This is a genomic window from Ensifer sp. EB106-03-01-XG145 (assembly GCF_058792075.1).
Genome location: NZ_JBYTEC010000008.1, coordinates 71,388 through 86,026, shown reverse-complemented (window position 1 = coordinate 86,026; position 14,639 = coordinate 71,388). Strand labels below are relative to the sequence as shown.

The 14,639-nt window shown below is 62.5% G+C and carries 14 protein-coding genes and 1 pseudogene; 10 read left to right on the top strand and 5 right to left on the bottom strand.

Annotation, left to right across the window (positions count from 1 at the left end):
* The first annotated feature begins 3 nt into the window (after nt 1-3).
* The 4 genes from AC3WWH_RS19695 (at nt 4) to AC3WWH_RS19680 (ending at nt 3,170) form a co-directional block, all read left to right on the top strand.
* Nucleotides 4-867, top strand: a complete 864-nt coding sequence (locus tag AC3WWH_RS19695) for an ABC transporter permease (protein WP_058323057.1) — start codon at nt 4-6, stop codon at nt 865-867.
* Nucleotides 868-907: 40 nt separating this feature from the next.
* Nucleotides 908-1,891, top strand: a complete 984-nt coding sequence (locus tag AC3WWH_RS19690) for an ABC transporter substrate-binding protein (protein ID WP_492377177.1) — start codon at nt 908-910, stop codon at nt 1,889-1,891.
* A gap of 9 nt (nt 1,892-1,900) precedes the next feature.
* The gene (locus AC3WWH_RS19685; RefSeq protein ID WP_057255373.1) at nt 1,901-2,671 is read left to right on the top strand and encodes an ABC transporter ATP-binding protein; all 771 of its coding nucleotides are present in this window, start codon (nt 1,901-1,903) and stop codon (nt 2,669-2,671) included.
* Between the two features lie 121 nt (nt 2,672-2,792).
* Nucleotides 2,793-3,170: a hypothetical protein gene (locus AC3WWH_RS19680; RefSeq protein WP_057255374.1), complete on the top strand. Its 378-nt coding sequence runs from the start codon at nt 2,793-2,795 to the stop codon at nt 3,168-3,170.
* A gap of 98 nt (nt 3,171-3,268) precedes the next feature.
* On the opposite strand, the gene AC3WWH_RS19675 is transcribed toward AC3WWH_RS19680, so the two are convergent.
* The 5 genes from AC3WWH_RS19675 to AC3WWH_RS19655 form a co-directional block, all read right to left on the bottom strand.
* Nucleotides 3,269-4,999 (bottom strand): adenylate/guanylate cyclase domain-containing protein, encoded by a 1,731-nt coding sequence (locus tag AC3WWH_RS19675; RefSeq protein WP_058323060.1) that lies wholly within the window; start codon nt 4,997-4,999, stop codon nt 3,269-3,271.
* Nucleotides 5,000-5,147: 148 nt separating this feature from the next.
* Nucleotides 5,148-6,170, bottom strand: coding sequence for an LLM class flavin-dependent oxidoreductase (locus AC3WWH_RS19670; protein WP_058323061.1), 1,023 nt, complete (start codon nt 6,168-6,170; stop codon nt 5,148-5,150).
* Between the two features lie 175 nt (nt 6,171-6,345).
* Nucleotides 6,346-6,615, bottom strand: coding sequence for a cupredoxin domain-containing protein (locus AC3WWH_RS19665; protein ID WP_058323062.1), 270 nt, complete (start codon nt 6,613-6,615; stop codon nt 6,346-6,348).
* Between the two features lie 53 nt (nt 6,616-6,668).
* Nucleotides 6,669-7,190, bottom strand: a complete 522-nt coding sequence (locus AC3WWH_RS19660) for a DUF4142 domain-containing protein (protein WP_058323063.1) — start codon at nt 7,188-7,190, stop codon at nt 6,669-6,671.
* 89 nt (nt 7,191-7,279) lie between these two features.
* On the bottom strand, nt 7,280-7,981 hold the full coding sequence (locus AC3WWH_RS19655; protein WP_082640892.1) for an RNA polymerase sigma factor: 702 nt from the start codon (nt 7,979-7,981) through the stop codon (nt 7,280-7,282).
* A gap of 340 nt (nt 7,982-8,321) precedes the next feature.
* Between AC3WWH_RS19655 and AC3WWH_RS19650 the strand changes: the two genes are divergently transcribed.
* The 6 genes and pseudogenes from AC3WWH_RS19650 (at nt 8,322) to AC3WWH_RS19625 (ending at nt 14,577) form a co-directional block, all read left to right on the top strand.
* Nucleotides 8,322-8,732: a hypothetical protein gene (locus AC3WWH_RS19650; protein ID WP_057255380.1), complete on the top strand. Its 411-nt coding sequence runs from the start codon at nt 8,322-8,324 to the stop codon at nt 8,730-8,732.
* A gap of 235 nt (nt 8,733-8,967) precedes the next feature.
* Nucleotides 8,968-10,440, top strand: a complete 1,473-nt coding sequence (locus AC3WWH_RS19645) for a ComEC/Rec2 family competence protein (RefSeq protein ID WP_156433129.1) — start codon at nt 8,968-8,970, stop codon at nt 10,438-10,440.
* 116 nt (nt 10,441-10,556) lie between these two features.
* A complete protein-coding gene (locus AC3WWH_RS19640; RefSeq protein ID WP_058323066.1) occupies nt 10,557-11,324 on the top strand; it encodes a DUF899 family protein in 768 nt (255 codons plus the stop codon).
* Between the two features lie 108 nt (nt 11,325-11,432).
* On the top strand, nt 11,433-13,136 hold the full coding sequence (locus AC3WWH_RS19635) for an amidohydrolase (protein ID WP_058323067.1): 1,704 nt from the start codon (nt 11,433-11,435) through the stop codon (nt 13,134-13,136).
* Nucleotides 13,137-13,586: 450 nt separating this feature from the next.
* Nucleotides 13,587-14,018: pseudogene (locus AC3WWH_RS19630) on the top strand (ABC transporter ATP-binding protein); the annotation flags it as partial.
* Nucleotides 13,963-14,577: a serine hydrolase domain-containing protein gene (locus AC3WWH_RS19625; protein WP_058323068.1), complete on the top strand. Its 615-nt coding sequence runs from the start codon at nt 13,963-13,965 to the stop codon at nt 14,575-14,577. The pseudogene AC3WWH_RS19630 and the gene AC3WWH_RS19625, both read left to right, overlap by 56 nt.
* The last annotated feature ends 62 nt before the right edge of the window (nt 14,578-14,639 follow it).

Sequence of the window (14,639 nt, the reverse complement as noted above, 5' to 3'; positions counted from 1 at the left end):
ATCATGTCCTACGAACACGTCAACACGTCGCTTGCAGCGAGCTTTGGACTGGGCCGCGCTGACGGTCAGGTCTCTACAGCCGTCCCGGCCATCGTCTCCCGCTGGCGCGCCCTGCTTGGCTCGATCGTCGCACGCTATGGCGTCGTGCTCGGGTTTCTCGCCTTCTGGCAACTTTCCAGTACATTCGGCTGGGTCAATCCGGCGGTCTTTCCGCCCCTCGATGTGATCCTGTCCGCGCTCTGGGGCGGTCTTGCCAGCGGTGCGCTGCTGGATGATATCGCCATCAGCCTGCAGCGGTCGGGCATCGCCTTTGCGGCCGCTGTCGTAGTCGGCATCCCGCTTGGCCTGTTCATGGGCCAGGTACGGCTTGTCGAACAGGCGCTCGACCCGATCCTGCAGCTCTTTCGCCAGACCTCGGCCCTGGCGCTCTATCCGGTCTTCATCCTGCTGCTCGGCCTCGGCGAGACCTCAAAGGTCTTCGTGATCTTCTGGGCGACGCTGTTTCCGATCCTGCTTTCGACGATCGGCGGCGTCAAAGAGGTCGACAAGAAGCTGATCGAGATGGCCCGAACCTATGGTGCCGGACCGCTCACTGTGTTCCGCCGCGTGGTGCTGCCGGCCTCGGTGCCGGCGATCTTCGTGGGCCTGCGCCTCTCGGCCACCACGGCGCTTCTGCTGTTGATCGCCGCCGAGATGATTGGCGCCAACAAGGGCATCGGCTTCCAGGTCATGAACGCCCAATACAACTTCCAGATCCCGCTGATGTTCGCGGCGATCCTGTTGCTCGCCCTGCTCGGGCTCGCCGCCAACGCGCTGCTCGTTCTGCTCCAGCGTAACCTCTGCCGCTGGTCGCAACCCAACGCCTGATCGTTTCTTTGCCAGATTTCTCCTTCGAAAGGATATCGATATGACCTTCCATGCCCGTAATCTTCTTCTCTCGGCGGCGGTCGCCCTCAGTCTTGCCGCACCGGCGGCCGCCGCTGACGAAGTGAAGCTGCGCTATCTCGCGAGCCAGGGTGGCCTGTCGGCGCACGAGCTTGCCCAGGAACTCGGATACTTCGAGGGCACCAGCATCACGATCGAGAACATCGGCTACGCCACGGGCGGCCCGGCCTCGCTGATCGCGCTTGCCTCGGGCGACGTCGAGATCGGCGGTGCCGCGACGTCCGCCGTCCTGAATTCGTTCATCAGCGGCAACGATTTCGTCGCTGCCTATCCCTCGAACGGCATCAACGACGAGGTGCAGTCGATCTTCTACGTGCTCGAGGACAGCCCGATCAAGAGCATCAAGGACATCGCCGGCAAGAGCATTGCCGTCAACACGCTCGGCGCTCACCTCGACTATACGATCCGCGAAGCCCTGCATTCGGTCGGCCTGCCGACAGACGCTGCCAACCAGGTTGTCGTCCCCGGTCCGCAGCTGGAGCAGGTTCTGCGCTCCGGCCAGGTGGATATTTCCGCTTTCGGCTACTGGCAGACGACCTTCGAAGGGGCAGCCCGCAAGAAGGGTGGCCTGCGTGCGATCTTCGACGACACCGATGTGCTTGGCGAGATTGCCGGAGGCTTCGTCGTGCTGCGCCGGGATTTCATCAAGGAACATCCGGAAGCCGCCAAGACCTTCGTCCTGCAGTCGGCCCGCGCGCTGGACTACGCGCGTGAGCATCCCGAGGAAACCAAGGAAATCCTCGCAAAGGCATTGCAAGCGCGTGGCGAAAATCCTGACATCGCCCAGTATTTCCGTGGCTACGGCGTGCGGGCGGGCGGCCTGCCCGTCGAGCGTGACCTTCAGTTCTGGATCGACGTTCTGGTGCGTGAAGGCAAGCTGAAGGAAGGCCAGCTGACGCCAAAGGACGTGCTCTTCGCCGTCGACGGCGCATCGGCCAGCAACTGAGGACCGGCCATGAGCGTTGCCCAGAACCTTCGTCGTGGAGAGGTGGCGATCCGCCATCTCTCCAAGTCCTACCGCCTGAACGGCGCGCCATTGCCCGTCCTCAGGGATATCAACCTCAACATCCGCTCAGGTGAGACGCTCGCGATCGTCGGCGCCAGCGGTTCCGGCAAGACGACCTTGCTGCGGGTTCTGGCAGGGCTCGAGGATCCGGATGCCGGAGAGGTGCTGATCGACGGCAAGCTGACGAAAGGCGTCGGCACCGACCGCGCGGTGATCTTCCAGGAGCCGAGGTTGCTGCCTTGGCTGACGGTGCTCGACAATGTCGGCTTCGGGCTGGAGACGCAGGGGCTCTCGCGCGGCGAGGCGAGGCACCGGGCACGACGCTATGTCCAGCTCGTCGGCCTGCAGCAGTTTGAAAGCGCCTATCCCCGGCAACTCTCCGGCGGCATGGCGCAGCGCGTCGGCATTGCTCGTGCGCTGGCGGTCCAGCCCGAAATCCTGCTGCTCGACGAGCCGCTCGGCGCGCTCGACGCCATGACAAAGATCAGCATGCAGCAGGAACTGGCACGGATCTGGCGGGATGAGGATGTGACGACCGTTCTCGTCACCCATGATCTCGAGGAGGCGATCTACCTCGCCGACCGTATCCTGATCCTGCCACGCGAGAAGGGTGGCGAACCAAGGCTGATCGAGATCGATCTGCCGCGACCCCGCGATCGCAGCGCGCCCGAATTTGTCCGCCACCGCGAAGAACTGCTCAATCTCTTCGGTCTGCATTGAGGCTGCGGCGGAACGGTTGCAGCGATCAGGCGTTTATCTCTCGGGCAGCATCCGACAGGAGGCGCAGCCTGCTGGGCCTCCTGCGCGGGGCCGGATGCGAAGCCGAGACAGGAGCAACGCTATGAGAGTTTCCAAGAGGATGTCATTCGCCGCAATCGTCTTTGCCTTGAGTGGGGCAGCTGGTCCGGTGCTGGCCAACGGCTTTTATACTGGTATCGATCCGCACAATCCGCCAGGCACCCAGAATAGGTTGATGTCGACGGGTCCGTATTATCTCGAGCCCGCACCTGGGCCTGTCTATGTGGAGCCGGCGCCAGGGGCGGTCTATGTGGATCCGATGCCAACAGGCAGTATCTATATGGATCCAGCGCCAGGCTACGTCTATCGCCCGCCGGCACGCACATTGGGCGACGCCCGCCAGCGCTACACCGGTGAGTATCAGAGCGGCGGCGAGGGCGACTACTATCTCGGTGTCGCGCATCCGCCACAGGTTCCTTAAGCCCGCTGCCGCGGATCCAACCGACAATGCTTAGAGGCGACGCGTGGTATAGCGATCTGACGCGTCTGTCGGTTGGCGCGTCTCCCGAATGGGGCCGCCTATTCGGGCAGGTCCAGCAGGCGGTAGCCTTCCACGAAGTGCTGCCGCATCGTCTCGTCCCGGAACGGTTGCGATGCGGCCCATTGGCCGATCGTGAAGTTCGGATTGTTCATCAAAAACAATTGCGCTTCGGTCCGTGCCTCGTCCAGGCGACCGAGCCGCGCCAGACTGGCAGCGAGCAGACGGCGTGATGTCGCTCGGTAGGTTTCAGGGCGACGCAAGGTTCGGACCGCGGCCTCGTAGTCCCGAATTGCATATTGAGCCTGACCAAGCATCCAATAGTACCAGCCCGGTGGGTGCGGGTTGAGGCGAAGCGCCTTGTGAACATGCTCAATCGCCTGCGCCGGTCGACCGCAAAGAACGATGAGGTCGGCGCGCATCGCCCAGGCATCGGCGTGGTTCGGATCGAGCGTCAGGGCTAGGTCGAACTCGGTATCGGATTCCTCCCAACGGCGCTCGTGACCGAGAATGATGCCAAGGACCCAGCGGTTCCCGGCGTCGTGGGGGTCGAGCGTTACCGCCCTTTGTGCTTCGCTGACGGCGCGCTGCCGATAGGGAACGATCGGCTGGTCCCAGAACTCCCAGCTCATCCAGAGGTTCAGCGCCAGCAGTCGATGCGCTTCCGCATAGTCCGGATCGAGTGCGAGCGCCCGCTCGAGAAGGAAGATCGCCTCTCTTGCTGCCCCTGCGGTCTGCAGACCGAGCGAGCGCGCTCGCACGCAATAGTCGTAGGCTTTGAGGTTCGATGGGCGGTTCCGGGCCGGCGCGTCGGTTAGGCGCCCGACCAGGGCTTCGACGATCCTGCTCGTCACCTCGTCCTGAACGGCGAACATATCCTCCAGGCTGCGGTCAAACCTCTCCGCCCACAGGTGATCACCCTGCAAGGCGTCGATCAGTTGGGCGTTGATGCGAACACGCCCGGCCGCCCGTCGGGCACTGCCTTCCAGCACGTAGCGAACGCCGAGTTCGCGTGCGATGCGGCGCACATCCTCATGCCGGCCCTTGTAGGCGAAAACCGAATTGCTGGCGATGACGAACAGCCCGCCGGCCCTGGAGAGGTCGGTGATCAGGTCTTCGGTCAAGCCGTCGACGAAGACCTCCTGCTCCGGCTCGTTGCTCATATTGGTGAAGGGAAGGACGGCGATGGAGGGCTTGATGGGCAACGGCAAGGAGGCCTTGGCGCCGCTGCCTTGGCTCAAGGTCGCCGTGCTGATGCGATAGAGAGAAACCGGCTCGACTATGTTCTTGATCGCGTGGGGGCCAAGCGCGTCGAAATCGCAAAAGAGGCGCCGCCGCACCTGGTCGTATATGTTGCCGGAGACGTAGATTTCGCCGGGACCAGCCATGGTCTGAAGCCGCGCGGCGACAATGACGCCGTCGCCGTAAAGATCGCCGCTTTCGACGACAACATCGCCGAGATTGATGCCGACGCGCAGAAGAATTCGGCGGTCGTCGGCAAGGCCCTGATTGGCTGTTGCCATGCCCTTCTGAATATCGATCGCACAGGTGACCGCATTCACGGCACTGGCAAACTCCACCAGCACACCATCGCCCATCGTCTTGACGATGCGGCCGTTGTGCTCGCGGACAAGGGGATCGAGAATCTGCTTGCGGCGTTCTTTCAACGCCGCAAGTGTACCGCCTTCGTCCAGTTCGACGAGCCGGCTGTAACCGACGACATCCGCAGCCACGATAGCGGCGAGACGCCGTTGAGCGCGTTCTTCAGCCATATCGCGCCCCTCCGCAGAATGGGGTGCACGGAATTGTAGGACGTCCGCCGGAAATGTCTATGAGGGAATGCTTATGGGCTCGATCGACGGCAATCAGAGCTCCAATGGCGACAACCCTGTCTGCTTCGGCCGAGGCGGGCTGCCGGCCTTAGCGCCAGCCGAGAGCGGGTGCGACGTGCTTCAGAATCGCCTCGATCACATGGGCGTTGTAGTCGACGCCGAGCTGGTTCGGGACGGTCAAAAGCAGAGTGTCGGCTTCCGCTATCGCTTCGTCCTTGGCCAGTTGCTCGATGAGCACGTCAGGTTCGGCGGCGTAGCTGCGCCCGAAGATCGCTCGCGTTTTGTCGTCGATGAAACCGATCTTGTCCTCGTGCTGGTTTCCGCCGCCGAAATAGGCGCGGTCGCGATCATCGACCAGCGCGAAGATGCTGCGGCTGACCGAAACGCGCGGCTCACGCGCGTGACCAGCCGCCCTCCACGCTTCCCGGTAGGCGCGGATCTGGTCGGCCTGCTGGACATGAAACGGCAGGCCGGTCTCATCGTCCTTCAGCGTCGAGCTCTGCAGGTTCATGCCGAGTTTGGCGGCCCAGACAGCGGTGGCGTTCGAGCTGGCGCCCCACCAGATGCGCTCTCTGAGACCATCGGAGTGCGGTTCGACGCGCAGCAGGCCGGGAGGATTGGGGAACATCGGCCGCGGGTTGGGCGCAGCGAAACCTTCGCCGCGCAGGACGTCGAGCAGAACCTCCGCATGCCGTCTTGCCATGTCGCTTTCTGTTTCGCCTTCGGCCGGCTGGCAGCCGAAGTGGCGCCAGCCGTCGATCACCTGTTCCGGCGAGCCGCGGCTGATGCCAAGCTGCAGGCGTCCGCCGGCGATGAGGTCGGCGGCACCCGCATCCTCGGCCATGTAGAGCGGGTTTTCGTAGCGCATGTCGATGACGGCGGTGCCGATCTCGATCCGGCTGGTTTTGGCGCCGACCGCCGCCAAGAGCGGGAACGGCGAGGCGAGCTGGCGGGCGAAGTGATGGACGCGGAAATAGGCGCCGTCAGCGCCCAGTTCCTCGGCCGCGACGGCGAGATCGATCGACTGCAGTAATGCGTCGGCCGCGGATCGCGTCTGCGACTGGGGCGAAGGTGTCCAGTGTCCGAAGGAAAGAAAACCGATCGTCTTCATGCTCGTGCCGCCTGTCGAATGAAACCGACCGCTTCATCGCATGATTCCGGTTTTGGATACAGACGGCGTTCGGTGACTTCGCCGTGAACGGCGGCGCGCTCTGATGATGTTGCGCCGCCGTCGTGGCCGGGAGTGGGCCCCGCTCACCCCAACCGCAAAAGAGGGCCCTCCGCTTCTACCGCACTTGCAGGCGTGCCTTCATGTTCGGATGAAAGCGACAATAGTAATCGAAGACGCCGGCCTTGGTGACGGTGAGCGTCGCCGTTTTTCCGGGCGGTATCACCACGTCGAAACCGTCCTTGGCCGTTGCCGTGTGCGCCATGACGTCCTTGTTCTGCCATTCGATCACGTCGCCCACGACAGCGCTGATCTCGGCGGGCGAAAAGACGAGCTTTTCGATCGTGACCCGGATGGTTTCGGCCCGCACCGGCGGTCCGGGCAGCATAAGGACCAGACCGCAAAGAGCACCAAGGCTCAGTTTCGAGATCACGGCGCAGCCTACTTCATCATGGCAGCGACATGCTCGGCATGTTGCTGGTGGCCCTGAAACAGCTTGAGGCCGGTCTCCAGCAGATCCTTGAGTTCGGCATTCTTCGCTGACGGGATCAGCAGGGTTTCGAGCGCGCCGTTGACCTGCTTGTGGTAGGCAACCTCGTTGGCGACATAGGCCTTGTCGAAATCGGTACCGCTCAGTTTGGCCAGCTTTTCGCGCTCTTGCGTGGCGGCCTTCGTCAGCGCGCGGCTGGTGTCGTTGTCCTCGGGCTTCACGTTGAGCTTCTTGACGAGATCGAGGGCCTGCTTGTTCACAGCCTCGTGGTCACGCAGCATGTCGTTGGCGAAGGCGATGACGTCCTTGTCCTTGGAGATTTTCAGGGCTTGCTTGGCCGCCTCGATATCGATGGCGCCGGCGGTGTAGGCGATATGGGCGATCTGCGGATCGCTGATCTTGCTCCCTGCTGCAAGGCTGGCGCCACTGATGAGGCAGGCGAGGGCGAAGGCGGAGGTCAGGCGGGCATACATCGGGAACTCCTCTCCGGCGGAGCGTTACCGCCGGTCTCTGTGGATGACACCCATTGGATGCGGGCTGGCGGCGGAGGTTCCCGAATTTTTCACCTGACGAGCCCGAGCCGGCTCATGACGGCCGCCGTCAGCCTTTCGCAACGGCGACCGGCGAAGGGGAAGGCATTCATCAGCACGGGTCCGATCTTGCGGTCGATATGCCGGCGCAGGAGCTGGCGGGCGCGGTGCAGGCGGCTTCTGACCGTTTCCGGCTTGATGCCAAGCAGGGCGGCGGTTTCCTCGACGCTCATGGCCTCTATGACGCGGGCGGTGAAGACCAGGCGAAACGCTTCCGGCAAAGCGTCCGTCGCCTCTTCCACCAGACGCAGTATCTGCCGTTGGGCAAGGGCGCGTTCCGGATCCTCCGAGCTTGCCGCGTTGGGAAACGGCACGATGTCGGCACTTGCCTGCTCGGTTGCCAGCGGAACTTCCCGTCGGGTGGACGACTTGCGCAGACGTCCGAGCGCCTCATTGAGCACTACGCGATGAAGCCAGGTGGCAAGGCTGGCGTCGCCGCGGAACGTTTCCAAGTGTTCGAAGGCGCGGAGATAGGCTTCCTGCACCACATCCTCGGCGATGCTGTCGTTGCGCACCACGGCGCGTGCGATGCGGAAGAGCCGCTGATTGTGTCGGCGCATGATGGTGCGGAACGCTTCGGGATCATTGGCGAGCGCACCCTGGACGAGATCGTGGTCCGTCAAATGATCGGGGTCGAGCGCGAGCGGTGTTGTTTGCAAGAGAACATCCTTCATCATCCACCTCCAAACCACCGTTTGATGCGGATCCGGCAAAATCGTTCCCAATCGGTTGAAGGAAAGAATACCCGCTGCTGAGGGGGACGGATATTGAAAACGAGCGCCCGCTGTTTTCGGCACCTGCCGCGTGTAGTTCCGCCGGCTGAGGGCGGAGAATTTGGGCACTTTTGCCAGCGAAAGTTGGGGGCCAAGCCGCGCTTCGCGCAGAGGTACGCGTCGACGATATTTTTTTTATTGGCAAGGGAACTGTGGCTCCCGCTGGCGAGTTGGTGAAGCGGCGATCTCCGTGTGGAGGGGCGCACACCGAGGTCGCATCTTCGGACCAGGAGAGACGACTATGAAGCATCAATCGATTGAACAATTGCAAGCGCTCGCCGAAATCCGTCCCGCTCCCGTCATGACGAGAACGGAACGGCTCCAACGTTGGGCCGAACTCTTGGAAAGCAATCCCGATCGCCGGCTGGGCACGCTTTCCGGTACCGAACGTGCGACCGCTGCCGTTCGGCAAGCCATGCAGGTCAACGGTTCCCCCATGACCGTCGCATTCGAGGATCCGCAATTGCGGCTCGTGGGTCTTGCCGATGACAGCTACGGCGAAGCAAAACGGTTCTTTGAAATATCGGACCACCAACTGCACGACATCGTCTGCGACTGCAATTTCGGCAGCTCGGTACGTGCTGCCTATGCCGCCCGGCGGGTTCGCTCGGCCATCGGCCTCTGGCCGCGACTGAAGGCGCTCTTTAGCTGAGCCAGATCGGCTTCACCCCAGGGGAAGCCAGGGCGCCAGCCGGAAGCTTCCCTCACCCCCGTCTTTGACGCCGGCGAAAGGAACACGATCGCCGGAGGGGGTGGGCTGCGGTGAAATCGGGCAGCCAGCTTTGGCGACCTGCGACCACCGGATTTGGCGCGAAGCCGATCGAGTTGTCGATTGAATATGACAAAATGCTACCATAAGCTGTCCCTGTCCAATGACGGGGGCGCTCATGCGATATCTTGATGATGACGTCGTAAATCTCCGCCGTGCCGATGGCAGTCAAGGGCAGTATTACTGGGGCGATCGCTGCAACGTGCTCTCGACCGAAGGCAGTCGTATGCGTGTCGAAATCCTCGGCGCACGCGGAAAAATCGACGAAGGCTTCATCCGGGCCGAGACCAGGCTGCGCGACACGGGCTTGCTGCGGCTGTCGATGGTGGACGTGCAGCAGGGCGATGGTCTCATTCTGGAGACCCCTGAAGGCAAGGTGATTTTCATCGATGGCGGTGACAACCAGCTCTTTGCCCGTCACGCCAATGCCCGCTTCCCGAATACGAGCGACACCGATCCACTGGTGGTCGACCTGATCCTGATCACCCATGGGGATGCCGACCACTTCGAGGGGTTGGTGGAACTGCGTAAGTCGGAGACCGACAGCCGCCCGAACAAGCGGATCTTCATCGCGCCGAGGCGGGTTTATCACAACGGTATCGTCAAACGGTCGAGCGAAGACGGCGATCAGAAACGGCGCAAGGATACTGAGCTGCTCGGGCAGACCGTAGCGGTGGACGAGCGTGTATTCATCGTCGGCCTCGTCGACGACCAGGCGGCCGTGCCGCGCGAAGAGAGGAATCGTCCCTTCAACAAATGGGTCGACACGCTTGCCGCCTGGGAGGGGCGGGTTCAGACGGTTACCGGCAACGGCATCGAGCGTCGACGGATCGACCACCTTTCCGCCGGCGCCTTCGACTTTCTTCAGGATGAGTCGATCGCCGTCGATATTCTCGGGCCAATCGTCGAGACTGTCGGCGGCCAGCCTGCGTTGCGCTTTCTGCGCTCGCCGCCCGACGACGCCAACTTGATGCTCGGCACCGTGGCGGCGAGCGGCCAGGGCGCCTATTCCGCGTCGCACACGATCAACGGCCACTCCATCAATTTTCGGCTGCGGTTCGGCAATGTGCGGTTCATGTTCACCGGGGATATGAACCAGGAAGCAAGCCAGCGCTTGCGCGAGGCCTTGCCGTCGGCCGCCCTGCGATCGGAAATCCTCAAGGCGCCTCATCATGGCTCTGCCGATTTCGACATGGAATTTCTCAAGGAAATCGGCGCCGTCGTTTCGCTGATTTCATCGGGAGATGAGAGTGAAGCCAAGGAATACATCCACCCTCGCGCAACGCTGATGGCGGCGCTTGGGAAAGCTGCGCGCACCACGCCGGCGATCATTTTCTGCACGGAGCTGGCCGCATTCTTCAAAACGCTGGGTTACGTGCAGGATCCGACTGACGCCAGCAAGAAAGTCTTCGCGTTCGAGCGCACGAATTTCGGGATTTCGCATGTGCGGACCGACGGCGAGCGGGTTCTCGCCTTCACCCATTCCGGCAAGAGGTTCATGAACGAGGCCTATCGCTTCAACGTATCGCCCACGGGCGATGTCGTTTTCCAAAAGAGCGTGGTCAAACGATCGGCGCCCGCAGCGCCGTAGGAGCGATCGTGCCTCTTCGCAAGGTGCGCTCGGAGTGGGTGACTCACGTCAGGTGCGACCCGGCGCGCAACGGACTATGTTATGATGCCTGCACATCCGCTTTGATGGAGGTATCCATGAGCGTGACCTTTCCGAACGAAAGCCCCAGCTACCGCGATGCGCGCAACAGGCTGTTGCAACGGGAGGCAGCACTCAGGCGCGAAATGGAGAGCGTCGCCGCCGAAATCCGTGCGCTCCCGCCGGGCGGGCATGTCCTTGAGGATTATGAGTTCGACCATATTGATGAGACGGGCGCTCCGGCCAAGGTGCGGCTTTCCGCGCTGTTTCGACCCGGCACCGATACCCTGATCCTCTATCACTACATGTTTCCGCGCCACCAATCCGACATGCGCCCCGGACCGCGGAGCGGCCCGATGGCAGGTTGTGCCCTCGAAGACGGGCCGTGTCCCTCCTGTACCGCCCTGCTCGACAATTGGGAGGGCGTCGTGCGGCATGTCGAAGGCTTCGGCGTGAACATCGCCGCCGTCGCCAAGGCGCCGATCGAAAGGGTTTCGGCCTTCGCCGCCGATCGCGGCTGGCGGCATTTGAAGCTGCTTTCGGCCGCCAACAACAGCTTCAAGCGCGACTACCATGGTGAGAGTGAAGATGGACAGCAGGTCCCGATCCTGACCGTATTCCACAAGGATGGCGATGGGCCGATCAGGCTGAGTTGGGCTTCGGAGTTGTTGTTCGAACCAGCCGATCCCGGGCAGGATCCGCGGCATCTTGGCACTGTCGAGCCGATGTGGACCCTGCTCGACCTGACGCCAGGCGGGCGGCCCGACGTCAACGAACAATTCGATGCCGAAACCTATCGGGCCGAGATGGACGAACGGCAAACCTAGCCCGAGGGAGTATATCGCCGCCTTCCCGACTTGCAGCATCATCCATTCAACGCCGGTGTCGCGCGGCTCGCCGGGGGTGGAGGGATGCAGCCGCGGGAGGAGAATTTCATGACATTGGCAGCAGTAACCCGGGCGCTGAGCGCGACCTCGGTCCTGGCGATCATGATTTGCGCAGCGCAGCCGGTTTGGGCGGCGCCGGATTTGATCGTACTGAATGGCGACGTGCGCACGGTCGATCAGAGCACGCCGAAGGCTCAGGCCTTCGCCGTCGAGAACGGCAAGTTCATTGCGATCGGCAGCAATGACGAGATCAGGGGGCTGGCCGACGCCGAAACAAAGGTGATTGACGCCGCAGGCAAGACCGTCACGCCGGGCTTCATCGACGGCCATACGCATCTCACATCCGGCATGGACATGGTGACCGGTGTGGATCTCTCCTACATTCCGGACAAGAAGACCTGGCTCGAAAAGATCAAGGAAGCCGATGCGCGCCTGCCCAAGGGCGTCTGGCTGATGGGCGGCGGTTGGGATTACACGCTCGGCGAAGGCAAGCTGCCGACCAAGGAGGATCTCGATGCCGTGGTGCCGGATCGCGTCGTCATCCTGCGCGACATTGATTTCCATTCCTACTGGGTCAATTCCAAGGCGCTCGAAGTGGGCGGCGTGACCGCGACGTCCAAGGTCGAGGAGGGCGGCGAGGTCGTGCTCAACGACAAGGGCGAGCCGAGCGGCATTCTGCTCGAGAGCGCTGGCGACCTCGTCGAGAAACATCGGCCGGCGGTCGCCGATGCGGAACGGCGCGGGGCCCTGCTGCAGACGATGAAATTTGCCAACAGCCTCGGGATCACCGGCGTCAACGACATGTCCGATCTCGCCGCCGTGCACGACTACGCGGCGATCCTTGCCGAAAAGAAGATGCCGCTTCGCGTCTGGTACGGCTTCTTCGAGGGCGACCCGAAGAAGATCGCTGCCGCCGTGAAGGATCGCGACGAGGTCGACAAGGTCGCCGCAGACTCCGGCGAGCAGGAGATGAAGGGGCCGATGCTCAAGCTCGGTTACACCAAGTCGGTGATCGACGGCGTGCTCTCGACGCGTACCGCCTACATGCATGAGGACTATTCCGACCAGCACGGCTTGAAGGGGAAACCGTTCGAAACCAAGGAACAGCTTGCAGCCGCGATCAAGGCCTCCAACGAAAACGGCTTCCCGACGGCGGTGCATGCGATCGGCGACGGTGGCGTCAGCCTCGTACTCGATGCCTTCGCCGAGGCGTCGGTTCCGCGACCGCAGCCGAACCGCATCGAACATATCGAGGTCGTAGAGACCAAGGACATCCAGCGCTTCAAGGAGCTGGGCGTCGTTGCCTCGATGCAGCCGAACCATGCGACCGGGACGATCGGCAAATACATCACCGAGCGCATCGGCACGGACCGCGAGCCGCGGGCCTATGTCTGGCATTCGATGCTCGACGCTGGCGTGCCGCTGGTCTTCGGCTCGGACTGGCCGACTTCGCCCTTGAGCCCTCTGACCCAGATCAACGACGCCGTCTTCCGCGAAAGCCCGTTCGGGCTCGGCGATGGTCCGTGGCATCCCGAGCAGGCGGTCAGCTTCGATCAGGCGCTGCACGGTCTCACCCAGGCGGGGGCGGACATGACGCCCTGGGGCGCTCAGATCGGCTCGATCAGTGTCGGCAAGTGGGCGGATTTCGTGGTGATCGACGGAACGCTGCCGGACCCGCTCGATCGCTCCATCCGGGAGCGCAAGGTCGAGGCGACCTATCTCGCCGGAAGCGAGGTCTATCGCCAGCCGTAACTCTGGAGCGGAAGGACCCATTGCTATTGTCGATCGCCTACGGGCACCGGCAACTTTCTGTCTTCTGGGAATCTAGATCACTATCGGCCGGTGCCTGTGGCGCCGGCCGATTTGGCATGAACCGTTGCCGGTTCATGCTGTGTTTTGAGGGAGCCTGCCTTCCTTCCGGCAAAGCTGCATCCCCCTTTTCTGATCCGATTACAGGCTCCCACGAAAACGAGTTTTCGGGGCCTTTCGGTGTCCCTTGCGGATCTTTTCACGCAGGTGCGCGCTTCCGGCGTTTTGCTCCATAATATTGATTTTAAATCATAAATCGCCTCTCGTTTCGCTTCGCAACCAAGATTCAGCACTCGCAAATATAATTCCTATTGTGTGATCTGATGTCGGAGGACGGACGTGGTTGCGGCATCGCCATGCTGCGGCGAGCGCTCGACTTCGTCGGGAGGAAACATGAAAAACACAACGAAATCCGATGACTATGCGGTCGATATCCGCGCCGTGCGCAAAGCCTACGGGGCGGGGGAGAGCGCCTTCGTCGCCCTCGACAACGCAACCGTCTCGGTTCGGGAAAACGAGTTCTTCACGCTTCTCGGTCCATCCGGCTGCGGAAAGACGACGTTGCTGCGCATGATCGCCGGTTTCGACTATCCGACGAGCGGCGAGATCCTACTCAATGGTTCGGATATCACCAGCCTGCCGCCGTTCAAGCGGCCGGTGAACACCGTCTTCCAGAGCTATGCGCTGTTTCCGCATATGACGGTGGCCGAGAACGTGGCCTTCGGCCTGGAAGCGCTCGGCAAGCCCCGCGCCGAGGTCAGGGCGCGCGATGCTCTGGAACCCTGGTGGTGGCGACGAGGGGCTGTTCGAATTCCTCTGCACGCTGAAGCGTCTGCCGACGCCGCACGGCGAGGTTTTCCGATATCGCTCGCCCAACACCGACCTGCTGGGCATCCTGCTCGAGCGCGCGTCCGGCAGGCGCATCGCCGATCTGATGCGGGACAAGCTTTGGACCCCGCTCGGGACCACCGGGGAAATCGCGATCACCGTCGATCGCGAGGGAACCAGTCGCGCTTCGGCTGGCATATCCCTGACGCCGCGCGATCTCGCACGCATCGGCGAGATGATGCGCAACGGAGGCATGGCGAACGGCCGGAGGGTCGTTTCGGCAAGCTGGGTCGAAGACACGCTCACCACTGGCAGCCACGAGGCGTGGCAACGCAGCGATTTCGCGCCGCTGTTCCCGAAGGGGCGCTATCGCAACAAATGGTACCAGACCGGCGAGGGCAGCTTCTGCGGCATCGGCATCCATGGCCAATGGCTGTTCGTCGATCCGCAGAACGAACTGGTGGTGGTCCGAATGTCGTGCCAGCCGGATCCGGTGATGGAAGCGCTCGACTACGACAACATCGCTTTCATGAAGGCCTTGGCGAAGCTGGTGTGACAGATACCGGCCGATCCGGGAGGGTCTTGCGCTGATGTCGCGGAATCTCCTACCAAAGCAAA